General features: G+C 73.3%; 20 protein-coding genes. 13 read left to right on the top strand and 7 right to left on the bottom strand.

The features are described from left to right. Positions 1–96: 96 nt before the first annotated feature. Positions 97–2100: a DEAD/DEAH box helicase gene (locus ACZ3X1_RS13115; RefSeq protein WP_467279361.1), complete on the bottom strand. Its 2004-nt coding sequence runs from the start codon at positions 2098–2100 to the stop codon at positions 97–99. 471 nt (positions 2101–2571) lie between these two features. Between ACZ3X1_RS13115 and ACZ3X1_RS13110 the strand changes: the two genes are divergently transcribed. Beyond that, a complete protein-coding gene (locus ACZ3X1_RS13110) occupies positions 2572–3330 on the top strand; it encodes a ferritin-like fold-containing protein (RefSeq protein WP_030029457.1) in 759 nt (252 codons plus the stop codon). 101 nt (positions 3331–3431) lie between these two features. Here ACZ3X1_RS13110 and ACZ3X1_RS13105 read toward each other — a convergent pair whose 3' ends face one another. The 4 genes from ACZ3X1_RS13105 to ACZ3X1_RS13090 form a co-directional block, all read right to left on the bottom strand. After that, the gene (locus ACZ3X1_RS13105) at positions 3432–3734 is read right to left on the bottom strand and encodes a hypothetical protein (RefSeq protein ID WP_391694307.1); all 303 of its coding nucleotides are present in this window, start codon (positions 3732–3734) and stop codon (positions 3432–3434) included. Between the two features lie 119 nt (positions 3735–3853). Next, complete coding sequence (locus ACZ3X1_RS13100) at positions 3854–4081, bottom strand: DUF3107 domain-containing protein (protein ID WP_030831015.1); 228 nt, start codon at positions 4079–4081, stop codon at positions 3854–3856. A gap of 135 nt (positions 4082–4216) precedes the next feature. Then, positions 4217–4855, bottom strand: coding sequence for a TetR/AcrR family transcriptional regulator (locus ACZ3X1_RS13095; protein ID WP_356815673.1), 639 nt, complete (start codon positions 4853–4855; stop codon positions 4217–4219). A gap of 147 nt (positions 4856–5002) precedes the next feature. Next, positions 5003–5227 (bottom strand): hypothetical protein, encoded by a 225-nt coding sequence (locus ACZ3X1_RS13090; RefSeq protein WP_362626316.1) that lies wholly within the window; start codon positions 5225–5227, stop codon positions 5003–5005. A gap of 141 nt (positions 5228–5368) precedes the next feature. On the opposite strand from ACZ3X1_RS13090, the gene ACZ3X1_RS13085 reads away from it, so the two are divergent. The 12 genes from ACZ3X1_RS13085 (at position 5369) to moeZ (ending at position 19814) form a co-directional block, all read left to right on the top strand. After that, positions 5369–6364: an alpha/beta fold hydrolase gene (locus tag ACZ3X1_RS13085; RefSeq protein ID WP_362626313.1), complete on the top strand. Its 996-nt coding sequence runs from the start codon at positions 5369–5371 to the stop codon at positions 6362–6364. Positions 6365–6370: 6 nt separating this feature from the next. Beyond that, entirely contained in the window at positions 6371–7843 is a 1473-nt protein-coding gene (locus ACZ3X1_RS13080; RefSeq protein WP_467279350.1) for a DUF3152 domain-containing protein, read from the top strand. A 69-nt stretch (positions 7844–7912) separates the two neighbouring features. After that, positions 7913–8008 (top strand): Ms4533A family Cys-rich leader peptide, encoded by a 96-nt coding sequence (locus ACZ3X1_RS13075; protein ID WP_312847296.1) that lies wholly within the window; start codon positions 7913–7915, stop codon positions 8006–8008. A 184-nt stretch (positions 8009–8192) separates the two neighbouring features. Further along, positions 8193–9941: an ABC transporter substrate-binding protein gene (locus tag ACZ3X1_RS13070; protein WP_467279344.1), complete on the top strand. Its 1749-nt coding sequence runs from the start codon at positions 8193–8195 to the stop codon at positions 9939–9941. Continuing rightward, positions 9938–10921 carry an ABC transporter permease gene (locus ACZ3X1_RS13065; protein WP_362626304.1) on the top strand — a complete coding sequence of 328 codons (984 nt, stop codon included), beginning with the start codon at positions 9938–9940 and terminating at the stop codon, positions 10919–10921. The genes ACZ3X1_RS13070 and ACZ3X1_RS13065 overlap by 4 nt, the downstream gene beginning before the upstream one ends. Continuing rightward, positions 10918–11910 (top strand): ABC transporter permease, encoded by a 993-nt coding sequence (locus ACZ3X1_RS13060; protein ID WP_467279337.1) that lies wholly within the window; start codon positions 10918–10920, stop codon positions 11908–11910. Before ACZ3X1_RS13065 ends, ACZ3X1_RS13060 begins: the two co-directional genes overlap by 4 nt. Next, positions 11907–13529, top strand: a complete 1623-nt coding sequence (locus ACZ3X1_RS13055) for a dipeptide ABC transporter ATP-binding protein (protein WP_467279333.1) — start codon at positions 11907–11909, stop codon at positions 13527–13529. Before ACZ3X1_RS13060 ends, ACZ3X1_RS13055 begins: the two co-directional genes overlap by 4 nt. 249 nt (positions 13530–13778) lie before the next feature. Continuing rightward, positions 13779–15401, top strand: coding sequence for a GT4 family glycosyltransferase PelF (gene pelF, locus ACZ3X1_RS13050; RefSeq protein ID WP_467279554.1), 1623 nt, complete (start codon positions 13779–13781; stop codon positions 15399–15401). Further along, positions 15398–16492: a hypothetical protein gene (locus tag ACZ3X1_RS13045; RefSeq protein WP_390077777.1), complete on the top strand. Its 1095-nt coding sequence runs from the start codon at positions 15398–15400 to the stop codon at positions 16490–16492. Before pelF ends, ACZ3X1_RS13045 begins: the two co-directional genes overlap by 4 nt. Positions 16493–16815: 323 nt before the next feature. Further along, the gene (locus ACZ3X1_RS13040) at positions 16816–17829 is read left to right on the top strand and encodes an NAD-dependent epimerase/dehydratase (protein WP_356813652.1); all 1014 of its coding nucleotides are present in this window, start codon (positions 16816–16818) and stop codon (positions 17827–17829) included. Further along, positions 17817–18572, top strand: coding sequence for a spherulation-specific family 4 protein (locus ACZ3X1_RS13035; RefSeq protein ID WP_356813651.1), 756 nt, complete (start codon positions 17817–17819; stop codon positions 18570–18572). Before ACZ3X1_RS13040 ends, ACZ3X1_RS13035 begins: the two co-directional genes overlap by 13 nt. 63 nt (positions 18573–18635) lie before the next feature. Next, positions 18636–19814: an adenylyltransferase/sulfurtransferase MoeZ gene (gene moeZ, locus ACZ3X1_RS13030; RefSeq protein WP_467279324.1), complete on the top strand. Its 1179-nt coding sequence runs from the start codon at positions 18636–18638 to the stop codon at positions 19812–19814. A 136-nt stretch (positions 19815–19950) separates the two neighbouring features. Here the strand turns inward: moeZ and ACZ3X1_RS13025 are convergent, their stop codons facing one another. Together ACZ3X1_RS13025 and ACZ3X1_RS13020 are read right to left on the bottom strand one after the other, a co-directional pair. After that, the gene (locus tag ACZ3X1_RS13025) at positions 19951–21561 is read right to left on the bottom strand and encodes an alpha/beta hydrolase (protein WP_467279321.1); all 1611 of its coding nucleotides are present in this window, start codon (positions 21559–21561) and stop codon (positions 19951–19953) included. A 503-nt stretch (positions 21562–22064) separates the two neighbouring features. Next, positions 22065–24878: a lysylphosphatidylglycerol synthase transmembrane domain-containing protein gene (locus ACZ3X1_RS13020; RefSeq protein ID WP_467279318.1), complete on the bottom strand. Its 2814-nt coding sequence runs from the start codon at positions 24876–24878 to the stop codon at positions 22065–22067. Positions 24879–24955 lie beyond the last annotated feature (77 nt).

Raw genomic sequence — 24955 nt, 5'->3', positions numbered from 1 at the left:
AGGTTACCGGCCCGTAGCCCATGGCACAGCCCGGGTACGCCGACGGCCCCGGCCCCCTCGGAAGGGGGCCGGGGCCGTCGGTCGGGTGCTGTGGTCCTACGCCTCCGGAGCGGCCTCCGCGACCTTGCGGGTCCGGGTGCGCTTCGGCTTGGCCGGGGCCTCCTCGGCCACCGCGACGGCCTCCGCGACCGGCGCGGCCGCGACCTTGCGGGTACGGGTCCGCTTCGGCTTGACGGGAACCTCCTCGGCCACCGCGGCGGTCTCGGCGGCAACCGGAGCGGCCTCCGCGACCTTGCGGGTACGGGTCCGCTTCGGCTTGACCGGAGCCTCCTCCGCCACCGCGGCGGTCTCGGCGGCCTCGGCGACCGGGGTCACCGGAGCGGCCGCCGCCTTGCGGGTGCGCCGCGCCCTGACGGGCTCGACGGGCGGAGCCATCTGGAAGTCCGGCTCGGGGGCCGTCTCCACGACCCGGCGCGGGCGTCGCGCCCGGACGGGAGCCGGCTCGACGGGCGGGGCCATCTGGAAGTCCGGCTCCGGGGCGCTCTCCACGGCCTTGCGGACGCGGGCACGCCGAGGCTTGACCGGGGCCTCCTCGGCGACCGGGGTCACCGCGGCCACTGCAGCCGCAGCCACGACGGCTTCGGCCACGGGAGCCTCGGCCACCGCCGGCGCGGACTGCACCGGCACCGCACCCACACGGGTCCGGCGGCGGCGCGGCCTGCGCGTCTCGTCGCCCACGGCCGGTGCCTGCGGGGCCTCGGCCACCGGGGACACGGCCGCCTGCTCGGCGCCGGCCTCGGACCCGCCCCGCGTACGGCGGCGCTGCCGCGGCGTACGGGTACGGGCCGGACCCTCCTCGGTCACCGCGGCGGCCTGCGCGGAGCGGCCGCCACGGCCACCGCGGCCGCCGGTCTCGCCCAGGTCCTCCAGGTCCTCGGCCTTCAGGCCGGCCCGCGTGCGCTCGGCGCGCGGCAGGATGCCCTTGGTGCCGGCCGGGATGTTCAGCTGCTCGAACAGGTGCGGCGACGTGGAGTACGTCTCGACCGGCTCGTGGAAGTCCAGCTCCAGCGCCTTGTTGATCAGCTGCCAGCGCGGGATGTCGTCCCAGTCGACCAGGGTGACGGCGATGCCCTTGTTGCCCGCGCGGCCGGTACGGCCCACACGGTGCAGGAAGGTCTTCTCGTCCTCGGGCGTCTGGTAGTTGATGACGTGGGTCACACCCTCGACGTCGATGCCGCGCGCGGCGACGTCGGTGCACACCAGCACGTCGACCTTGCCGTTGCGGAACGCGCGCAGGGCCTGCTCGCGCGCGCCCTGGCCCAGGTCGCCGTGGACGGCGCCGGACGCGAAGCCGCGGCGCTCCAGCTGCTCGGCGATGTCGGCCGCCGTGCGCTTGGTACGGCAGAAGATCATGGCCAGGCCGCGGCCCTCGGCCTGCAGGATGCGGGAGACCAGCTCCGGCTTGTCCATGTTGTGCGCACGGAAGACGTGCTGCGCGATGTTGGCGACGGTCGCGCCCTCGCCGTCCTCGGAGACGGCGCGGATGTGCGTCGGCTGGGTCATGTACCGGCGGGCCAGGCCGATGACCGCACCCGGCATGGTCGCGGAGAACAGCATCGTCTGACGCTTGGCGGGCAGGTAGCCCATGATCTTCTCGACGTCGGGCAGGAAGCCCAGGTCGAGCATCTCGTCGGCCTCGTCCAGGACGAGCGCGCGGACGTGCGACAGGTCGAGCTTGCGCTGTCCGGCCAGGTCGAGCAGGCGGCCGGGGGTGCCGACGATCACGTCGACGCCCTTGTTGAGGGCCTCGACCTGGGGCTCGTAGGCGCGGCCGCCGTATATGGCCAGGACGCGGACGTTGCGGACCTTGCCGGCGGTGAGCAGGTCATTGGTGACCTGGGTGCACAGCTCGCGGGTCGGAACCACCACGAGGGCCTGCGGGGCGTCGGTCAGCTTGTCGGGGGTGGCCCGGCCGGCCTCGACGTCCGCGGGGACGACGACCCGCTCCAGCAGGGGAAGGCCGAAGCCGAGCGTCTTGCCGGTGCCGGTCTTGGCCTGGCCGATGACGTCCGTGCCGGAAAGGGCGACGGGGAGGGTCATCTCCTGGATCGGGAAGGGGGACACAATGCCGACGGCCTCAAGGGCTTCGGCCGTCTCGGGAAGGATCCCGAGGTCTCGGAACGTAGTCAGGGTGCTGCCTCTTCTGTGAGACGCGGCGCGAGGCGGCGAGGGGGGTCCTACCGTGCTGTGCTTGCAGTACTGCCACGTACGAAGCTGCGCGGGACCACTAGCCTTCGCTCAAGCGCATCTGCCGCTGAGGGGGCCCCTCGTGGGAGGCGGTACGCATGGACGTACGCACCACACCGAGGGCGGTCGGTTGGAGCCGATCGGGCCACCGACCGGGCATCCTCATTCGGATGGCCCGCCGACTATTCGGCAGGCGCATTACCACTGTACCCCGGAATCGCGCAGGTGTGTCGGGTGAATTCACCGGGCAGGTGGGTTTAGGTGGACAGGCTACGAGCACGCGTGGTGACCTGAGGCGCCATTCGGCGGGCTATTGTGCGGAGCATGCCGACCGTAGAAAACGCCTCGCCCGCCGACGACAGCACCCCCGCCGAAGCCACGGGGATCGCCTCGCAGGACTGGGCGACCGCATCTGCCTCGCCGCAGTACCGGGCCGCCGTCGTGGACCTGCTCGGCGCGCTCGCGTACGGGGAGCTCGCGGCCTTCGAGCGCCTCGCGGAGGACGCGAAGCTCGCGCCCACCCTGGACGACAAGGCCGAACTCGCCGCGATGGCCTCCGCCGAATTCCACCACTTCGAGCAGCTCCGGGACCGCCTCGCGAAGATCGAGGTCGAGCCGACCGCCGCCATGCAGCCCTTCGCCCAGGGCGTCGACGACTTCCACCGCCAGACCGCTCCGTCGGACTGGCTGGAGGGCCTGGTCAAGGCGTACGTCGGCGACTCCATCGCCAGTGACTTCTACCGTGAGGTCGCCTCCCACCTGGACACCGACACCCGCGCCCTGGTGCTCGGCGTGCTCGACGACACCGGCCACGGCAACTTCGCCGTGGAGAAGGTGCGCGCCGCGATCGAGGCCGACCCGCGCTGCGGCGGCCGGCTCGCGCTGTGGGCCCGCCGCCTGATGGGCGAGGCCCTCTCGCAGGCCCAGCGCGTGGTCGCCGAGCGCGACGCGCTCTCGACCATGCTGGTCGGCGGTGTCGACGGGATGGCGGCGGGCTTCGACCTCGCGGCCGTCGGAGAGATGTTCACCCGCATCACCAAGGCCCACACCAAGCGGATGGCGGCCCTCGGCCTCGCAGCCTGATCTGACGGTCCCTTACGTCGTCGGCCCCGGCGCGCCGCGTGCGCGCCGGGGCCGACGTACGCGGTCCGGGGGACCGGGCCTCGGCGGCCCGGCCTCAGGAATCACCCCCGCGACGGGAGCGAAAACGGAGTCCTGTGGGGACGCCTGCGGGGCCCGTGGGCCGGACGGAGCAGCAGGGACAGCACCACGGCCGAGACCAGCACCGCGCCGACGAAGGTCGCCATCAGGGTGTTGTGCCCCGGGCCCAGCGCGAAGTGGGTGAGATAGGCGCCGAACAGCGCCCCGGCCACCCCGCTGACCAGCACCGTCCTTCGGGAAGGAAGTCGGGGCGCGAGCACTCGGACGGCCGCGGCGGACAGGGCGAGGCCCAACAGCGCGGAGCCGAGCACTTCCATCAGCACCATGAGGTCTCTCCCATACGTCAGGGCAAACCGGGTCACTGCGGTCCTACCCGAAGCCCAAGAAAGGGAAACGGCCCGGTGGAATCAACCACCGGGCCGTTTCGGACAGTTCCCAGAGCTTCTCAGAGCGCTCCGAAACCGACCTTGCGTGCGGTCGGCTCACCCAGGTCGACGTACGACAGGCGGTCGGACGGCACCAGGACCTTGCGGCCCTTGTTGTCGGTGAGGCTCAGCAGCGGCTCGTTGCCGGACAGCGCGGCGCTGACGATGCTCTCCAGCTCCTCGGCGCTCAGGTCGCTCTCCAGCACGATCTCCCGGGGTGCGTGCTGCACGCCGATCTTGACCTCCACGGCTTTGTCCCTCCGACGATCCGGTTCGCGCGATCAGCCGCGCCGTACGCGGTCCACATTAGCCCGGAGAGGGGATGCGGACCGCGCAGAGCGGACACGCTGGCAGCGAACACCGCGAGGACCGCGCGGCGACCGTCAGGATTCCGTGCCGTGCAGCGGGAAACCGGCGATGCCGCGCCAGGCGAGGGAGGTCAGCAGGCCGACCGCGGTGTCGCGGGCGACCGGGCTCTCGCTGGAGAGCCAGTAGCGGGCCACGACCTGGGAGACCCCGCCCAGGCCCACGGCCAGCAGCATCGACTCGTCCTTGGACAGGCCGGTGTCCTCGGCGATGACGTCGGAGATGGCCTCCGCGCACTGGAGGGAGACACGGTCGACGCGCTCGCGCACCGCGGGCTCGTTCGTCAGGTCGGACTCGAAGACCAGCCGGAAGGCGCCGCCCTCGTCCTCCACGTACGCGAAGTAGGCGTCCATCGTGGCGGCCACGCGAAGCTTGTTGTCCGTCGTCGACGCCAGCGCGGTGCGCACGGCCAGCAGCAGCGACTCGCAGTGCTGGTCCAGCAGGGCCAGGTACAGGTCGAGCTTGCCGGGGAAGTGCTGGTAGAGCACCGGCTTGCTCACTCCGGCGCGCTCGGCGATGTCGTCCATGGCGGCAGCGTGGTACCCCTGGGCGACGAAGACCTCCTGGGCCGCGCCCAGCAGCTGGTTGCGCCGGGCTCGGCGCGGCAGTCGCGTGCCCCGCGGACGCGCTGCCTCGGTCTGCTCGATGGCTGTCACGCCGCCTCCCACTTTCTCTCAGAACACAGGCGCTCTGCGCCGCGCCGCCATCGTACTTTTCGGTAACCGAATCTGGGGGGTCCGAGCCGAGTTTTCTCGCGGTACGGACGGCCCGGAGGCGCTGGTCAGCGGTCGCTCGACGGTCGGTCAGCGGTAGTCGTCCTCGTCCAGCCGCACCACCCGCGCTTGCTCGGCGGCGTCGCCGTCCGCGGCCTGTTCGGCCTGGCCGGCCTGCCGGCCGTTGTCGGGATCGTCGTCGTCAGGCCGGAGATCGGCCTGCTGTTCCGCCACATCCGCCTCGGGGGCCTCAGGATCGAGGGATTCCGCAAACCGCTCCCGGAAGGTGTCCGGCTCCGCAGGGTCGACAGTCATCGCCGCTCCCCTCGCTTCCTTGTGTCACTTACGAGCCTAGGAGGATCGCGGGGGCACCGCTATGCGGATACCAGGATCCGCGATGTGTCTGTGACCGCGAACACAACAAGTGGAGCGTGATCCTCTCGTAACATTGCCCGCATGTCTTCGACCGAGCTGCCGGGCGTGCGGTCCACCGCCGAACTGTCCTCCCCCCTGGGAGCGGTCCGGGTGGCCGACGGAGAGCAGCTGCGCACCGCCGCGCTGCCCGGACTGGATCTGGCCGTCCGGGTGCGCCCGCCGCGGCGCACCGACCTGCCGCCCGCCCTCTTCGTGCACGGGCTGGGCGGTTCCTCGCAGAACTGGTCGGCGCTCATGGAGCAGCTGGCGGACACCGTCGACGGCGAGGCCGTGGACCTGCCCGGCTTCGGCTGGTCCCCGCCACCCGCCGACCGCGACTACTCCGTCACCGCGTTCGCCCGGGCCGTGATCCGCCACCTGGACGCCGCCGGTCGCGGACCCGTCCACCTCTTCGGGAACTCCCTCGGCGGCGCCGTCTCCACCCGGGTCGCCGCCGTCCGCCCCGACCTTGTGCGCACCCTGACGCTCGTCTCGCCGGCCCTTCCCGAGCTGCGCGTGCAGCGGTCGGCCGTACCGACCGCGCTCCTGGCGCTGCCCGGGGTGGCCTCGCTCTTCAGCCGGATGACCCGGGGCCTCACCGCCGAACAGCGCACCCGGGGAGTGACGGACCTCTGTTACGGAGACCCCTCCCGGGTGACTCCCGAGGGGTTCCGCAACGCCGTGGAGGAGATGGAGCGCCGGATGGCCCTCCCGTACTTCTGGGACGCGATGACCCGCACGTCACGCGGCATCGTCGACGCCTACACCCTCGGCGGCCAGCACGGACTGTGGCGCCAGGCGCAGCGGGTGCTCGCCCCGTGCCTGCTGGTCTACGGTGGCCGGGACCAGCTGGTCTCGTACCGTATGGCGCACAAGGCCGCCGCTTCCTACCGGGGTTCACGGCTGCTGTGTCTGCCCGAGGCCGGGCACGTGGCGATGATGGAGTACCCCGAGGTGGTGGCCGCCGCCTTCACGGAGCTGCTGCGCGACACCCGCGCGGGGGCTGCGGACGGGGACACCGAAGACGGCAGGGGCTGAGGGGTCGTGGGACGACACAGTCGAAAATCCGGGGCGCCCGCTCCGGAGTCCGCTCCGGCGCAGGCGCCCGCCGCAGCGCGCCCGCAGGCGCACCCCGATCCCGCCGGGTACGGGGACCAGTACGCGAACGACGTCTTCGGCAACCAGGTCTTCGGGAGCGAAGCCTCGGCGAACGAGGCCTTGGGCAACGACGTCTTCGGCAACGACGACCCGTTCGCCGGGTGGCCCGAATCGACCGTCACCCACCAGGGGTACGTGCCGCAGGACCTGCCCGCCTCCGGCACGCGTGCCGGAGGCCACCCCCAGCAGTACGAACCCGGCGGCGCCTGGGGCGCCCGGCCCGACTCCGCCTCCGACTCCGGTTCTGTGTACGGGGACTGGCGCGGGGTGCCGCGCCCGCGCACCGAGTCCCCCGCGGCCGGGGTGGCGGCCCACGCCGCGCGCCTGGACTCCGGCACCCCGCCCTCCGGTACCCCGGCCTTCGGCACGCCCGCCGTGGGCTTCCCGCAGGTCATGCCCGAAGAGGCCGCGCCCGACCCCCGCACTTCCACCGGCTCGCACCGCCGGGTACCCGGCCCGCGGGTGCCGGCCGACCCCGTCGTGGAGCCGGCCGGGTCCGAGTCCGGCTCCGGTCGCAGCCGCAAGGCGCGTACCTACACCGGCATGGCCGCGGCCGCGGTCACCACCGTCCTCGCGGTGGTCGTCGCGGGCCAGGCGTACCTCGACGGCGACGCCGACGAGGCCAGGGCCGGCGCGCCCGCCGCCACCGGGAAGGACCGCAGCGACACCGCCGCCTCCCGCTCCGACGGCCGCCCCACCCCGAACGGCGGCGTGGCCGCGCCCGTGGCGCCCTCCGCCGCGGCGCCCGCGCCCGAGCTGACGTACGAGCAGCAGATGGCGGCGCAGCTGCCCCTCGACCCCAAGCTCACCGGGCCCGGGACCTTCGACACCGTGCCCGGCGTGGCCAAGGCCCCCGGCAAGGGCAAGACCGTGCGTTACAGGGTCGACGTCGAGCAGGGCCTGGGCCTGGACCCGCAGCTGTTCGCCGAGGCCGTCCACCGCACCCTCAACGACGACCGCAGCTGGGGCCACGGCGGTACGAAGACCTTCGAACGGGTACCCGGCGGCGAGGCCGACTTCGTGATCACGCTCGCCAGCCCCGGCACCACCGGCGTCTGGTGTGCCAAGTCCGGCCTCGACACCATCGTCGGCAACGTGTCCTGCGACTCGGCGAAGACCGAGCGGGTGATGATCAACGCCTTCCGGTGGGCCCAGGGCTCCGAGACCTACGGTCCGGACCAGATGCTCACCTACCGCCAGATGCTCATCAACCACGAGGTCGGCCACCGGCTCGGCCACGGCCACGTCAACTGCCGCACCCCCGGCGCGCTGGCCCCGGTCATGCAGCAGCAGACCAAGTCCCTCAACATCGACGGCATCCAGTGCAAGCCCAACCCCTGGGCATTTCCCGAGAGTTGACGCCGCGTCGGCGGAGCGCCGTGACGATCGCGTTGACAAGCCGTCCGATCATCGGTCATGGTTCTCCGCATGTCGCACCGCCACACCCTGACCGCGAGCGCCGCCATTGAGCTGGCGCTCCTCGGTGTGGCCGCGCACAGCGTGGCCGACATCTTCTGTCGCTGACGCCGGCCCGACCGCGCAGCGACCCTCTTCGTCCTTTTCGTGACGCCGCCGCGCCCGGGCACACCCATGCCCGCAGGCGCGGCTTCCTCCTGTTCGGTGCCGGTCCGGTACCGCCGCTGATCGCTGATCGCCGCCCCTCGCGTGGCCCTTCCGTTCTTCCTTCACGCCGAGAGGTCCTTCTCCGATGTTGCGTCAGTCCCACATATCGCGCCGCGTGGCCGCGGCCGCCGTCAGCCTCGTACTGGCCGGGGGTGCCGCCGCCTGCGGGCCCAAGGACGGCGCGGACGGGGCAGGCGCCGCCGGCGGCAAGCCCGGCGCCGCTGGTGCGCCGCAGAAGGGCGGCACGCTGACCGTCCTCAACTCCGAGCCGCAGAACGACTTCGACCCGGCCCGGCTCTACACCTCCGGCGGCGGAAACGTTCCCTCGCTGGTGTTCCGTACGCTGACCACCCGCAACCGCGAGGACGGCGCGGCCGGCACCAAGGTCGTGCCCGACCTGGCCACCGACACCGGAAGGCCCAACGCCGACGCCACCGAGTGGACCTACACCCTCAAGGACGGCCTCAAGTACGAGGACGGCTCCCCGATCACCACCGCCGACATCAAGTACGGCATCGAGCGCTCCTTCGCCGCCGAGCTGTCCGGCGGAGCCCCCTACCTGCGGGACTGGCTGGTCGGCGGCGAGTCCTACGAGGGCCCCTACAAGGACGGCGGCAAGGGGCTCGACTCGATCGCCGTGCCCGACGCGAAGACGATCGTCTTCAAACTGCGAAAGCCCGAGGGCGAGTTCCCCTTCGTCGCCACCCAGACGCAGTTCGCCCCCGTCCCCAAGGCCAAGGACACCGGCGCCACGTACGAGGCGCACCCGGTCTCCTCGGGCCCCTACAAGGTCGTCAGGAACGAGAACGACGGCGAGCACCTCACCCTGGAGCGCAACGAGCACTGGGACGAGAAGACCGACGAGGAGCGCAAGGCCTACCCGGACAAGATCGACGTCCGCTCCGGCCTCGACTCCGCCGTCATCAACCAGCGCCTGACCACCAGCGCCGGCCCCGACGCCGCCGCCATCACCACCGACACCAACCTCGGCCCGGCGGAGCTCGCGCAGATCGGCGACTCCGCCGACAGGAACGGGCTCGCCGGCCGCGTCGGCACCGGCCACTTCGGTTACACCAACTACATCGCCTTCAACCCGAAGGTCGCGCCCTTCGACAACCCGAAGGTGCGCCAGGCGATATCCCACGCGATCAACCGCACCAGCGTGGTCAACGCCGCCGGCGGCTCCGCGCTGGCCGAGCCCGCCACCACCTTCCTGCCCGAGCGCGAGGCCTTCGGCTTCACCCCGTACGACCACTTCCCGGCGGGCAGGACGGGAGATCCGGCCAAGGCGAAGGAGCTGCTGAAGGAGGCGGGCTTCCCCGACGGGCTCACCGTCACCCTGACCCACTCCACCGCGCAGAACCGCCAGACCAGCCCCGAGGTCGCCACCGCCGTCCAGCAGGCCCTCGCCGCCGCCGGCATCACCGTCAAGCTGGAGGGCCTGGAGAACAACGCCTTCAACGAGCGCCGTTGGGACGCCAAGAACACGCCCGGCTTCTTCCTCTCCCGCTGGGGCGCCGACTGGCCCTCCGGCGGCCCCTTCCTCGCCCCGATCTTCGACGGCCGCCAGATCGTGACCGGCGGCTCCAACTACAACCACGCGCAGCTCGACGACCCGGCCGTCAACGCCGAGATCGACGAGATCGCCAAGCTGACCGACCTCGCCGCGGCCGGCAAGCGCTGGGGCGCACTCGACAGGAAGATCGGCGAGCAGGCCCTCACCGTGCCGCTCTTCCACCCGGTCTACAAGCGGCTCGTCGGCAAGGACGTCAAGAACGTCGTCATCAGCGACTGGACCGGCGTCCTCGACATCTCGCAGGTCGCGGTCAAGTGAGCCTCGCCCTCGAACGGTCCGCACCGGCGCCCGGGGCCGTCCCCCCGGGCGCCGGCGCCGGACGCCGACTGTGGCGGCGGGTACGCCGACGGCCCTCCGCCGTCGCGGCCGCCGCCGTCCTGGCCCTGCTCGTCCTCCTCGCGCTCGCCGCCCCGCTGCTCGCGCACCTCACCGGACAGGACCCGGGCGCGTACCACGACGACCTCGTGGACTCCGCCCGCGGCGGCGTCCCCCTCGGCTCCTTCGGCGGGATCTCCGCCGACCACTGGCTCGGCGTCGAGCCGGGCACCGGCCGCGACCTGTTCACCCGGCTCCTCTACGGCGCACGGATCTCCCTGCTCGTCGCCCTCGGCGCGGTCGCCGTGCAGACGGCCGTCGGCGTGGGCGTCGGACTCGCCGCCGCACTCGGCGGCCGGGTCGCGGGCCGGCTCATCGGCCTGGCCACCGACGTGATGATCGCCCTGCCGATGCTGGTCATCGGCATCGCCCTCACCGCGGTCGTCCCGCCCGACTTCCCGCGCCCCCTGCTCCTCATCGTCCTGATCGGGCTCTTCGACTGGGGCGGCACCGCCCGCATGGTGCGCGCCCAGACCCTCGCCCTGCGCGGCCTCGACTTCGTGGACGCCGCCCGCCTCTCCGGCAGCGGCACCCTGCGGATCGCCCGCCGCGAACTGCTGCCCTCGCTGGCCGCCCCCGTCATCACCATCGCCGCCCTCAAGGTGCCGACCGCCATGGTGGCCGAGGCCTCCCTCTCTTTCCTGGGGGTCGGCGTCAAGCCGCCCACCCCCTCCTGGGGGCAGATGCTCTCCAGCGCCCAGACGTGGTTCCGGGCCGACCCGGCCTACGTCCTGCTGCCCGCCGGGCTGCTCTTCGTCACGGTGCTCGCCTTCACCGTCCTCGGCGACGCGGTCCGCACGGCCCTCGACCCGCGCGAAGGCTCCCGCCTGCGGGTCGGCACCGGAAAGGAGAGCAAGGCGTGAGGCGCTTCGTGCTCCAACGGATCGGCGGCGCACTGCTCGTGCTGCTCGCCCTGTCCGTCCTCATCCACGTCCTCTTCTACTTCGCCCCGGGCGACCCCGCCCGCCTCGCCTGCGGAGAACGCTGCAACCCGCAGCAGATCGCCCAGGTCCGCGAACAGCTCGGGCTGAACGAAACGGCCGTCGCCCAGTACCTGCACTTCCTCCAGGGGCTGGTGGCCGGCCGGGACTACTCCGCGGGCGCCGGGCAGGCCCTGCACTGCGACGCGCCCTGCCTGGGATTCTCGTACCAGACCGACCAGCAGGTCACCGGGCTGATCCTGACCAGACTGCCCGCCACCCTGTCGCTCGCGCTGGGCGCACTGGCGATCTGGCTGCTGGTCGGCGTCGGCACCGGGCTGCTGTCCGCGCTGCGCCGCGGCGGCATCACCGAACGCCTGCTGACCGTCCTCACCCTCGCCGGGACCGGTACGCCCGTCTTCATCCTGGGGCTGCTCCTGCTCATGGCCGTCTGTGCCCACCTCCAGTGGCTGCCGTTCCCGACGTACGTGCCGCTGACCGAGGACCCCGAACAGTGGGCCTGGAACCTGCTGCTGCCCTGGCTGACCCTCGGCCTCTTCGAAAGCGCCAAATACGCTCGTCTCAGCCGCAGTTCGACCCTGGAGACGCTCGCCGAGGACCACATCCGCACCTTCCGCGCCTACGGGGTGGGGGAGCGGGCCCTCGTCACCCGGCACGCGGTGCGCGGCGCCGTCGCCCCCGTGATCGCCCTCAGCGCCGTCGACTTCGGCACGATGATCGGCGGCGCGGTGCTGACGGAGTCGCTGTTCGGGATCCCCGGTCTCGGCAAGACCCTCATCGACGCGGTGCGGGTCGTGGACCTGCCCGTCGTGGTGGGCGTCGTCCTCGCGATCGGCGCGGCCGTCGTCCTCGCGGGTGCGATCGCCGACCTGCTCTACGCCGCCGCGGACCGAAGGGTGGCCCTCGCATGACACAGCCACTCGTCGAGGTCGCGGGCCTCGTCGTCGACTTCCCCGTCGGTGCGGCGGGCGACCAGGTACGGGCCGTGGACGGGGTCTCCTTCACCCTCCGGAAAGGCCGCGCCCTGGGCATCGTGGGCGAGTCCGGCAGCGGCAAGTCCACCGTGGCCGCGGCCCTGCTGGGCCTGCACCGCGGCACGGGCGCACGGCTGGCCGGCACCGTCCGGGTCGACGGCACCGACGTGGCCGCGGCCACGTCCGCCGAACTGCGCCGCCTGCGCGGCGGGACCGCCGCCATGGTCTTCCAGGACCCGCTGAGTTCCCTGGACCCCTACCTCGCCATCGGCGACCAGATCGCCGAGGTCCACAGGATCCACTCGGGCGCCTCCCGGCGCGCCGCCCGCGCCCGGGCCGTCGAGGTGCTCGACCGGGTGGGCATCGCGGACGCCGTACGCCGCTCCCGGGCGCGGCCGCACGAGTTCAGCGGCGGCATGCGGCAACGGGCCCTCATCGCCATGGCGCTGGCCTGCGACCCGCGGCTGCTGATCGCCGACGAGCCGACCACCGCGCTGGACGTGACGGTCCAGGCCCAGATCCTGGACCTGCTGCACGGCCTGCGCGAGGAGCGCGGACTCGGCCTGCTGCTGGTCACCCACGACGTGGGCGTGGCCGCGGAGAGCGTGGACGAACTGCTGGTCATGCGCGACGGCTCCGCCGTGGAGCGCGGGTCGGTGGCCTCCGTGCTGACCGCCCCCGCCGAGCCGTACACGCGGGAGCTGCTGGCTGCGGTGCCGAGGCTGGACGGGCCGCGCCGTTCCCGGGACCCCGCCCCGGACCCCGCGCCCCGAACGCCGACGGGGCCGCAGGTGCCCGTCGTCGAAGCCGTCGGACTGCGGCGCGAGTTCGGCAGGCGGGGGCGGCGGGTCGCCGCCGTCGCCGGAGTGTCCCTCACCGTGCGCGCCGGGGAGACCCTCGGCATTGTCGGCGAGAGCGGCTCCGGCAAGAGCACGCTCGGGCGGATGCTCGTCGGACTGCTGCAGCCTGACTCCGGGCAGATCCGCCGCGGGGGGCTCCCCGCCACCGGCGTCGCGGGGGGCGTGCAGATGGTTTTCCAGGACCCCGTCTCCTCCCTCAACCCGCGCCGGTCCGTCGGCGAGTCCATCGCCGACCCGCTGCGCGCGGCCGGGGAACGGGACACGGCGGCCCTGCGGACCCGCGTCGGGGAACTGCTGGAGCGCGTCGGACTGGAGGCCGGGCACTACGACCGCTACCCGCACGAGTTCAGCGGCGGCCAGCGCCAACGGGTCGGCATCGCGCGGGCGTTGGCGCCCCGGCCCCGGCTCATCGTCTGCGACGAGCCCGTCTCGGCCCTCGACGTGACCACGCAGGCACAGGTCACCGCCCTGCTGGCGGAACTCCAGCGGGAGTCCGGCATCGCCCTGGTCTTCATCGCGCACGACCTGGCAGTGGTCCGGCAGGTCAGCGACCGGGTCGCCGTCATGCGGGCCGGTGAGATCGTCGAGGAGGGCCCGGTGGACGAGGTCTACGACCGTCCGGCCCATCCCTACACCCGCCAACTGCTGGCCGCGGTACCGCAACCAGGGAGTGTCCGGCGGGTCGCGGTCGGATAGCGCGGACGCCCGGTGTCGCGCCAGGAGACTTGTGCTGCGGCCTAGTTGCGAGCCCAGGTCGGGCCTTGCGAGGCCGTACTTCTAGCGCGCTCGAACGCGAACCGTACGGGAAAGTTACGACTCTTCACCCCTTCCGGTGGCGCGACGGACAACCGTCCGTCGCGCCTTCGGCATATCCGCTTGAGTTCTCCCGCGGCGGGTCGCCGGACCGACGGCGACCGCCTGGACGGGAGATCGGGGGTGCCACTCGTGCGGATCGGACTGCTCACGGAAGGTGGTTATCCGTATGCGACGGGCGAGGCCAGGCTGTGGTGCGACCGGCTCGTGCGCGGACTCCCGCAGCACGAGTTCGAGCTCTACGCGCTGAGCCGCAGCGCCGAGCAGGAACGCGCCCGGGTCCCGCTGCCCGAGCACGTCACCCACGTCCGCACGGCCCCCCTGTGGGCCCCCGCCGACGACGGGCGGACCTACTCCCGGCGCGAGCGCCGACGGTTCGCGGACTGCTTCAAGGAGCTGGTCCACGGGATCTGCGCCGGCGCCCCCGACGCCTTCGCCGCCGGGCTGTACGGGCTCGCCGGCCTCTCCCGCGAACAGGGCGGGCTGTACGCGGCACTGCGCTCCGAATCCGCGGTGCGGGCCCTGGAGGCCGCCTGCCGGGCCCCCGGCGCGAGCCGCACCGTACAGGCGGCGCAGGTGACCGACCTGCTGGAGTTCGTCGACGAACTGGAGGGCATGCTCCGGCCGCTGTCCCTCGACTGGTACGAGGAGAACGCCCGCGGCGAGGGCCTCGGCGCGGTCGACGTCTGCCACGCGGCCGCCGGCGGGGTGGCGGCGCTCCCCGGCCTGCTGGCCAAACGCTTCTTCGGGGTCCCGCTGCTGGTCACCGAGTACGGGGTCCAGCTGCGCGCGCACTACCTGGCCCACCTCGGCGGCGCCGGCGAGGGCGAGGAGCCCCGCCCCGCCGTACGGGCCCTGCTCGCCGCCTTCCACCTGCGGCTGGCCACCGAGATCTACGCCCGGGCCGACTTCCTCACCCCCGGCAACGCCCACGCCCGGCGCTGGCAGGAGCGCTGCGGCGCCACCCGTAACCGGCTGCGGACGGTCTACCCGGGGATGGAGGCGGACCGATTCACCACCGTCGGGGACGCCGCCGACCGCGGGGACCCCGACACGCTGGTCTGGGTCGGCCGGGTGGAGCCCGCCAAGGACCTCATCGCCCTGCTGCACGCCTTCGCCGAGGTCCGCAGGGCCGAGCCGCGCACCCGGCTGCGGATCTTCGCCACGGCCGCGGACCCCGGCTACCTCGCCGACTGCCGCTCCCTCGCAGCGCAGCTGTTCCCCGACGAGGCCGCCGACTGCGTCAGCGTCGGGGAGAACCCGGTCGCCTTCGAGGAGATCGGCGGACCGGAAGTCCCCTCCGCTGCCGAGGCGTACGGAGCCGGGCGCGTCGTCGTGCTGTCCTCCGTGATCGAGGGCTTCCCCGTCACCCTGGCCGAGGCGATGCTCTGCGGGCGCGCCACCGTCTCCACCGACGTCGGCGCGGTCTGCGAGGTCATCGGAGGCACCGGCCTCGTCGTCCCGCCGCGCAACCCGCGGGCACTCGCCGAAGCCTGCCTGTCCCTGCTCGGGGACGCCGAGCGGGCGGAACGCCTCGGCGCCGCCGCACGGGCGCGGGCCCTGGAGCTGTTCACCGTCGAGCAGAACGTCGCCGCCTTCCAGGAGATCTACCTCCGGCTGCTGGCCAAGGGCTCCGAACGGCCCGACGGCGGCGTCCCCTTCGCCCGGCCCCCGGAGGCACGGGTGCCCGGCCACTGGACCAGCCCGACCTGGGCCAAGCCCGCACCGGACCCCACCTCGGAGGCCGCCGTATGACCACCGTCGACCCCGGCACCGCGGCCCTGCCGGGACGTGAGGCGCGGGAGTCCGGGGGCAGCGCCCCGGCCCCCGGCGCATCACCGGACCGCGCGCCGCAGGACGCGGTCGCGGCTGCGGCACCGTTGCCGGGGCGCAGCACCGGACCCCGCGGCTCGACCGCCGGCGAGGCCGGAACCGCCGGGGCCGCCGCCTTGCGCCCCGGCGGGGCCGAAGTCGTCCGGGGAGCGAAGCCGCAGGCGCGACCGCGGGCCGGCGGGGACCCCGTCAAAGCCCTGCTGCACCGGCACCGCGAGCTGTGCGAGCGGGCCGTGGACCCCCTGGAGATCGCCGCCGGACTGGAGGCCCACGGCATCACCGACCGCACCGCCGCCCGCTTCCGGCACCGGGACGTCTTCTCCCTCGCCGAGGAGCTGTACGCCCGCAGCCCACGCGGAGAGGTGCCCGCCGCCGCGCCGGCCCTGGTCCCGGCCGGGCCCTCCGCCTACCGCGCCCTCGGCTGTGCGCTGCTGCCCGGGGCCCTCGCCGCCGGCGCGGCCGCCGCGGGACAGGCGTGGGCCGGGCCCGCCGCCGTGGCCGCCACCGTCGCCGCCCTGGTGTGGCCGGGGCGGGCCGCCGGAAGCCGGTTCCCGTGGCTCGCCCACCTGCTCGCCGCGGCCGTGGCCGGCTGGGCCGCCCACCGGCACGGCAGCGCCCTCGCGGTCGGGCTCGCGCTGGCCGTCGCCCCCGGGCACCTGCTCGCCGCCGCCTTCGCCGCCGGTGCGCGGGCCCGGCTCGACGGGAGCCGCGCCCTGGAGGACTTCGCCGACCGGGCCCGCCCCCTGCTGTTCGCGTCCGTCGCCGTCTTCACGGCGGCCGCGGCCGCCGTCGCCGCCGTCGCCGGCACACCGCTGCCGGTGGCCGTGCCGCTCGCCCTGCTGCTCTTCCTGACCCGGCTCCTGCTGCGGCACGGAACCCGCCGCGGCCCCGTCGCCGCGGCACTCGCCCTCGCCCTGATCCCGGTCCCGGCGGCGGCCCCCGCCGCCGCGGCCGCACTCCTCGTCCACGCACTCCTCGCCCTGTCCCGCGCATCCGCGCACGCGAGGCCATGACGCCCCCCGGGACCACCACAGCCCTCAGGGGGTGTCATGTCGACCATGCCGGGCTCGCGGCGCCTTCCACCGCGCCTCGCCGCGCTGTCCTCACTCGACGACGCTCCGCCCGCCTCCCTCGTCCGCCTTGCGATTTCCCCTCGGCCCTGCGGGCCTGGGGAGGCCCCATGGCGTCATCCACTGCTCCCTGATCCGGCCTGATCGGCAAGACACCCCTGGGAGCCGACGCCGAGGCGCACTGCCCGTACCCCGCCCCGTCCATTCACCCGTCCGCAAGGAGAAACAGACATGACCGGCCAGCCAACCGACCAAGGGGTCTCGCGATGAGGGTGTTGCTGATCGGAGCCAACGGATACCTCGGCCGCTACGTCGCCGACCGGCTGCTCGCCGACCCCGCCGTCCAGCTCACCGCGCTCGGCCGCGGCGACGACGCCGACGTCCGCTTCGACCTCGCCACCGGCAGCCCCGGAGCGCTCACGCGCTTCCTCGACGCCGTCCACCCGGGCGTCGTCATCAACTGCGCCGGAGCCACCCGGGGCGGGGCCCGGGAACTCACCCGGCACAACACCGTCGCCGTCGCGACGATCTGCGAGTCGCTGCGCCGCAGCGGCTGCGGGGCCCGGCTCGTCCAGCTCGGCTGCGCCGCCGAGTACGGGCCCAGCCAGCCGGGATCCTCCACGGCCGAGGACGCCGTGCCCAGACCCGGCGGACCGTACGGCGTCAGCAAACTGGCCGCCACCGAACTGGTGCTGGGCTCCGGGCTGGACGCCGTCGTACTGCGGATCTTCTCGCCCGTCGGCCCGGGCACCCCCGCCGGGTCCCCGCTCGGCCGGCTCGCCGAGGCCATGCGCCGCGCGATGCAGTCCGGTGACGGCGAGCTCAAGCTCAGCGGGCTCGGCGTGCAGCGCGACTTCGTCGACGTACGGGACGTGGCACGGGCCGTGCACGCCGCATCCCTGTCCGCCGCCCAGGGCGTGGTGAACATCGGCACCGGCCGCGCCGTGCGGCTGCGTGACGCGGCCGCCGTCCTGGCCAGGGTCGCCGGGTACGGGGGCGCCCTGCACGAGCTCGACGTACCGCACGGCGGACCGCAGCAGGGGCACGGGCACCCCGGCCGCCCGCCGGCCGGGCTCACCTCCATCGGTTCCCCCCGCTCCGAGGTCACCGCCGAGCAGCTGGCCGCATCGGCCCCCCAGCCGTACCCCTACCCGGACGGCTGCGGGGCCTGGCAGCAGGCCGACGTGCGCACCGCCCGCGACCGGCTCGGCTGGCGGCCCCGGATCAACCTGGAGGAATCCCTCGCGGACATCTGGATGGAGGCGGCGTGCCGCATCTGACCACTCCGCCGGGTGCCCTGACGGCGGCCGCGACCGGGGCCGGCCGCCTCGGACTGGGCATCCCCGGCTACGCGCACCCGCTGCTCGCTCCCGTGGAATGGGCCGAGCTGACCCGCCCCGGCACCCCGCTGCACTGGGCCGTGCTGAACGTCGCCGACGGCCCGGGCGGGCGGCCCGATCCGCACTGCACCGAAGCGGCCGCGAAGCTGCACGCCGCGGGCGGCACGGTCCTCGGCCATCTCGCGATGCGGGACGGGTCGCGGTCCTTCGGGGAGCTGGTCTCCGACGCCCACCGCTTCCGGGACTGGTACGGGGTCGGCGGCTTCTACCTCGCCGGGGTCCCGGCGGACAAGGCGGAGCTGGCCCCGGTGCGCCGCGTCGTAGACTCCGTCCGCGGCCTGGGGGAGGACCTGCGGATCGTGCTCGGGCACGGCACGCACCCGTACGAGGGCTACGCGGACGCCGCCGACCAGCTGGTCACCTTCTCCGGCGCCTGGGCCGACTACCGCTGGTCGCAGGTGGCGGAGTGGACGGCGGACCACCCGCCGGAGCGGTTCTGCCACCTGGTCCACGGGGTGCCGCGCACGCACCTGGAGGAGGCGATGCGGATCGCGCGCTGGCAGGGCGCCGGCACCATCTGGTTCACCGACCGCCGCGCCGTCGGGGACCGCGACCCCTGGGCGTCCATGCCCGGGTACTGGGACGAAATCGTCTCACGCATCGGAACAGGTGTCTTGGAATGAAGACGGGCGTGGCAGTGTTACGGAGAGAACCACCGTTAAGTCGTCCCCATCTACGGAGTCCCCGTGTCGCTGCCACCCCTGGTCGAGCCGGCTGCTGAGCTCACCGTTGACGAGGTCCGTCGGTACTCCCGCCACCTGATCATCCCCGATGTCGGGATGGACGGCCAGAAGCGCCTGAAGAACGCGAAGGTGCTGGCCGTGGGCGCGGGCGGACTCGGCTCGCCCGCCCTCATGTACCTGGCCGCGGCCGGCGTCGGCACGCTGGGCATCGTGGAGTTCGACGAGGTCGACGAGTCCAACCTGCAGCGCCAGATCATCCACAGCCAGTCGGACATCGGCCGCTCCAAGGCCGAGTCCGCCCGCGACAGCGTGCTGGGCATCAACCCGTACGTGAACGTGGTCCTTCACGAAGAGCGGCTCGAGGCCGAGAACGTGATGGAGATCTTCAGCCAGTACGACCTCATCGTCGACGGCACGGACAACTTCGCCACGCGCTACCTGGTCAACGACGCCTGCGTGCTGCTGAACAAGCCGTACGTGTGGGGTTCGATCTACCGCTTCGACGGCCAGGCCTCGGTCTTCTGGTCCGAGCACGGCCCGTGCTACCGCTGCCTCTACCCGGAGCCGCCCCCGCCGGGCATGGTCCCGAGCTGCGCCGAGGGCGGCGTGCTGGGCGTGCTCTGCGCGTCCATCGGCTCCATCCAGGTCACCGAGGCCATCAAGGTGCTCACGGGCGTGGGCGAGCCGCTGGTCGGCCGCCTGATGATCTACGACGCCCTGGAGATGCAGTACCGCCAGGTCAAGGTCCGCAAGGACCCCGACTGCGCGGTCTGCGGTCCGAACGCGACCGTCAAGGAGCTCATCGACTACGAGGCCTTCTGCGGCGTCGTGTCGGAGGAGGCCCAGGAGGCGGCCGCCGGCTCCACGATCACTCCGAAGCAGCTCAAGGAGTGGATCGACACGGACGAGCCGATCGAGATCATCGACGTCCGCGAGGTCAACGAGTACGACATCGTCTCGATCCCGGGCGCGAAGCTGATCCCCAAGGGCGAGTTCCTGATGGGCACCGCCCTGCAGGATCTGCCGCAGGACAAGCGCATCGTCTTGCACTGCAAGACGGGTGTCCGCAGTGCGGAAGTCCTCGCGGTCCTGAAGTCCGCGGGCTTCGCGGACGCGGTGCACGTGGGCGGCGGCGTCATCGGCTGGGTCCACCAGATCGAGCCCGAGAAGCCGGTCTACTAAAGACAGTGGCGATCTGACGAAGGGGTGCTCCCTGCGGGGCACCCCTTCGTCATGTCCGTCATGAACTCTTCCCGCCACCGCTGTCGGTGCCCGTCCCTACCGGGACCCCGGGCGGGCCCGGGCCGCCCGGCTGTGCTCAGGCGCCGACGGGTTGCGCCGGGGCCGGGGCCGACGGCCGGGCGGGAGACTGGGAGGCGTCCGGGGCGGGGGTGCAGACGGTGTTCGCGGCGGGCACCTTCCCGTCCAGCAGGTAGGAGTTCACGGCTCCCTGCACGCACGGGTCGCCGCTGTTGTACGCCCCGTGCCCCTCGCCCTTGTACGTGAGTTCCACGCCCACGCCGGGCCCGAGTCGCTCCACCATCTTGCGGGCGCCCTCGTACGGGGTGGCCGGGTCGCCCGTGTTGCCGATCACCAGGATCGGGTCGGCTCCGGGGGCGGAGACGTCCGGGGTCTCCGCGGTGCCGGGGACCGGCCAGCCGGTGCAGCCCATCATGGCCCAGCCGAGGAAGTCCCCGAAGACCGGCGAGGCGGCACGGAAGGCGGGCAGCTTCGCCTTGGTCTGCTCCAGGGTGTAGCGGTCCTTGGAGTCGACGCAGTTGATGGCGGTGTTGGCGGCGCCGATGTTGCTGTAGTCGCCGTTCTGGGAACGGCCGTTGAGGGCGTCCGACAGGGCCATCAGCAGCTGGCCCTGGCCGCCCTCCGCCTCGTCCAGGCCCTGCTCCAGCAGCGGCCAGAGCTCCTGCGAGTAGAGGGACTGGGCGATGCCGTTGGTCGCCGAGGACTCCGTCAGCATCCGGTCGCCGATCCCCGGGATGGGCTTGGCGGCCAGCTGCTTCTGCAGCTTGATGATGTTGTCCTCGATCTCTTTGGCGGTACTGCCCTGGAGCCGGCACTCGTCGCCCCGGTCCACGCAGTCCTGCGCGAAGTTGCCGAGGGCCAGCTGGAAGCCCTTGGCCTGGCCGAGCGCTCCCTGCTCGGAGGTCGCGGTCGGGTCGACGACGGCGTCGAAGACGGTCCGGCCGACCTTCTCCGGGAAGAGGTGGGCGTAGACGCCGCCGAGCTCGGTGCCGTAGGAGATCCCGAAGTAGTTGAGCTTCTCGTCGCCGAGGGCCTGGCGGATCCGGTCGAGGTCGCGGGCGGCGTTCTCGGTGCCGACGTACGGGAGCACCTTCCCCGACTTCGCCTCGCATGCCCGCTGGTACTTGCGGGTGTTCTCCAGGTACGCCTTCTCCGCCTCCGGGGTGTCGGGGGAGGAGTCCGAGGCGTAGTACGCGTCGAGCTGCTTGTCGTCCAGGCACAGGACGGGGGCGCTGCGGCCCACCCCGCGCGGGTCGAAGCTCACGAGGTCGTAGCGCCGGCGCAGGGCCTCGTACTCCTTGGCGGCGCCGGGCAGCGTGGTGATCCCGGACCCGCCGGGTCCGCCGAAGTTGAACACGAGGGACCCCAGACGCTCGCTCTGATTCCTCGCCTTCGCCCGGATCAGGGCGAGAGGAATCGTTTCTCCTTCAGGGTCTGCGTAGTCGAGCGGCACGTGGAGCGTGGCGCACTGCCAGTCCTTGGGCGGAGCCTGCCCGCCCCCCTCGGCGGCCGTCGGGGCCTCGCAGTCCCCCCACTTCAGGGGCGGCGCCCCCTCCGTGCCGCCGGCCTTGGGCGTCTTCTCCTCCCCGCTGTCGGAACAGCCACTGGTACCGGCCGCCCCGGCCAGGAGAGCGACGGCGACGGCGACCCGCAGGAGGTATTTGGGCATGTCACCATCGTGCGCGCCCCCGTCGCCCCCCGCCCGCGCGCTGACCCGTTCGGGTCAGCCGGGAGCCGCTACGCCGTACGCCGGCACCGGACCGGGCGGCCGCGCCGCCGCGCGGCCCGTCGCCACGTACGCCGGTACCCCATGCCCTCGTAGGCGGCGCCGCACAGCGCGAGGCCGGGAGCTTGGTCCCAGCGGGTCACGCGCGCCGCGACCGGCTCGCCCAGCGGCCCCACCGCAGGGCGGAGCCCGGTGATCACCGTGGGGATCGGTGTCGGTCCGGGCGGCCACCTGCCCGCTGTGCGGGGCAACCAGGTACAGCCCTCGCGGTGCGGGACGGCAGCGGCCGAATCCAGCCCCGCCGGCGTTTTGAGGCGGTCCGCGCCGCGGAGCACCGTCGGGGGTGCAGCCAGGCCCGCCAGGCAGGGGCGAAAACCCAGGCTCGGGGCGCAGCACCAGCGCCCCCGCAGCCCGAGCCGGAGGCAAGAGGCGGACCCGCCCGGAGGCTAGATGGCCTCCTTGCGGGTCAGGAAGTTGAACGAGATCCACCCCGGCAGCACCGGCAGCCAGAACGTCATCAGGCGGAACAGCAGCACCGCCGAGATCGCGACCTCCTTCTCCAGCCCGGCCGCGACCAGGCCCAGCGTCAGGGTGGCCTCCACCGCGCCCATGCCGCCCGGTGTCGGCGCGGCCGAACCGAGTGCGTTGCCCGCCAGGAACACCACCGCGATGCTCGCGTAGCTGATGGCCTCGCCGCCCCCGAACGCCCGGATCGACGCGTCCAGGCACATCACGAAGCAGCCCGTCAGCAGCAGCATCCCGCCGATGCCGGTCACCAGCTTCTTCGGCCGCTGGAGCACGTCCAGCATGCGCGGCACCACGCCCGCGAACAGCGCCCGGACCCGGGTCACCACGAACTTCCGCATGAACGGCACCGCCGTCACCACCAGCACCAGGACCGCCACCGTCAGCAGACCCGCGATGACGGTCCGGGACGGGGTCATCTCCGGGGTCTTCTCGGTCCCGGTCAGATAGCCGAAGGAGAGCAGCAGCAGGATGTGGCTGGCCAGACCGAACAGCTGCGAGGCGCCGACGCTCGCCACCGCGAGCCCCGGCCGGATCCCCGCCCGCTGCAGGAAGCGCGTGTTCAGGGCGACACCGCCGACCGCCGCCGGCGCGACCAGCTTCACGAAGGACCCCGCCACCTGCGCGACCACGGTCCGCAGGAACGGCACCCGCTCGGGCACGAAGCCCAGCAGGCTCATGGCCGCCGCGACGTAGCTGAGCGCCGAGAAGGCCAGGGCCGCACCGACCCAGCCCCATTCCGCGTCCGCGACGGTCTCGGCGAGGGGGACGTGCGCGAGCTGCGTCAGCAGGAAGTACGCGCCGAAGGCGCCGGCGATGAACGAGACCAGCGTGCGCGGCCGGATCCGCTCCAGCCGGGCCGGCTCCACCGGCGCCTGCGGGCGGATCAGCAGCACCTGTTGGCGGATCTGGCTGAGCAGGTCCTCCTCGCGGGCCTCGTCCAGGGCGTCGTCGAGCGCCCTCTTCTCGGCCTTGCGGTCGGCCGCTGCCGAGGTCGGGGCAGCGGCGGCGGAGGCCGCGGCCTCCGCCTCGCGCGCGGCCTTCGCCGCCCGCGAGGACTCCAGTACGGCCTCCCGCTCCCGCTCGGCCCGCTCCCGGGCCAGCTTGCGCAGCGTCGCCCGGGTGGAACGGCTCAGCGCGATCGGCTGGAGCAGGGGCAGGCAGTCCGCCACCGTGTCCGGGCCGAGCACCGACACCGCCGAGGCCACCGCGCGCTCCGCGCCGACCCGCAGGCCGAGGGTGGCCAGCAGCTGCGCGACGTCCATCCGGAGCACCAGGTCGCCGGCGGCGATCTCGCCGCCGCGCAGGTCGGTGAGGATGACATTGCCGGAACGATCCACCACGAGCGCGTCCCCGGTGAGCCTGCGGTGGGCGATCCGCCGCGACTGCAGGGCGCGCACCTGCTCCCAGGCGTTGCGGCTCAGCTCGTCGGTGATCTCCTCGTCGGGCAGGGAGTCCAGGGTCCGGCCGCCCAGGTGCTCGTACACGAGCATCACCGCGTCCGGGCCCAGCTCGGAGGTGGCGATCAGCTTCTGCGCGTTCGCCCCGGCCGCGATGGCCGCGTACGCCAGGAGCGCCTCCTGCTCCAAGGCCTGGCGCAGCGACTGCAGGCTGCGGCGGGTGGTGATGCCGCGCAGGGTGAGCCGGCGCCAGACCCGGTAGAAGAAGCCCTGGGCCTGCTGTTCCCGGTCTACGACGGTCACGTCGAGCGCAGGACCGTCCTCCAGGGTGACGTGGTAGCGCCGGCCGCGGTCGCCGGTCTCGGACGCCTCGGGACCCTCGGGCGTCTCGGCGCGCATCGCGCTGACCGGCTGGAAGCCGACGCGGCGCAGCCCGGCGAGGAGGTGCTGCCCGGTGGGTCGCACGTTGGGGGAGCCGACGGCGTACAGGGTGCCGTAGGCCACGCTCCAGCCGATCAGCACGGTGAGGATGATCGAGAAGGGGGTGGTGTAGCCGTTGACCAGCATGGTGAGCGCGTTGAGCAGCAGGACGATCCACAGCGCGACGCGCCAGTGGGGCCTGCGGGTCATCCCCACCGCGGTCATGTACGCGATCACGGGCGCGAGGTAGCCGTGCACGGGATCGGTGAGGGCCCCGCCGCCCGCGGAACGGGTGAGGGCGTCCTGGATGGTGTCGGGGGCGGCCTGGGAGACCCACAGGTCGGTGGCCAGGGTGACGCCGTGCGCGAGGACGGCGGCGAGCACGCCGTCGGCGATCCGCAGCCCGTCGCGTTTGATCAGCCGCTCGATGGCGAAGGCGACGGGGAGCAGCAGCACCGCGATGCTGGAGACCAGCGCCGCGACCTTGATCAGGAGGTCCGGCGCCTGGCCGGTGCCCTTGCTGATGTCCTCCTCGAGGCCGACCGTGGTGCCGTGGGCGAAGGCGGCGATGCCGAACAGCACGGCGATGCCGAGCATGCCGACGAGGAGGCGTACCAGGTCGGACGGCCGGTGGACGCGGGCGGCGAGCAGCGGTTCGTCGACCTCGACCTGGTCGGCGGCGGTCGGGGCGTGGCCGTGCGGGGCCGCCGCGTCCTCGTCGCCGCCGCGGGCGCGCTCGGCCGCGGGGCCGTGCGCGCCGTGCGCGAGAGCTGGCGCCCGGTCCGGTGCCGGGTCCGGCGCCACGTCTCGCGTCAGATCCGGCGCGAGGTCCTGGGGGCGGTTCTGCGGGCGGGAGGCGGGGCCGTCGTCAGGGCGCGCGCCGTCGTCCCCCGCCGCGCCTTCCGGAGGGCTCACACCCTGCTCCTTCGTCGTCACATCCGTCTCTTCTTGATCACGTATCACCAGTCACCGCCCGGAAGATGGTGGCACGG

The sequence above is a fragment of the Streptomyces sp. NPDC023541 genome (assembly GCF_055559995.1).
This window is presented reverse-complemented; position numbering and strand designations above follow the sequence as displayed.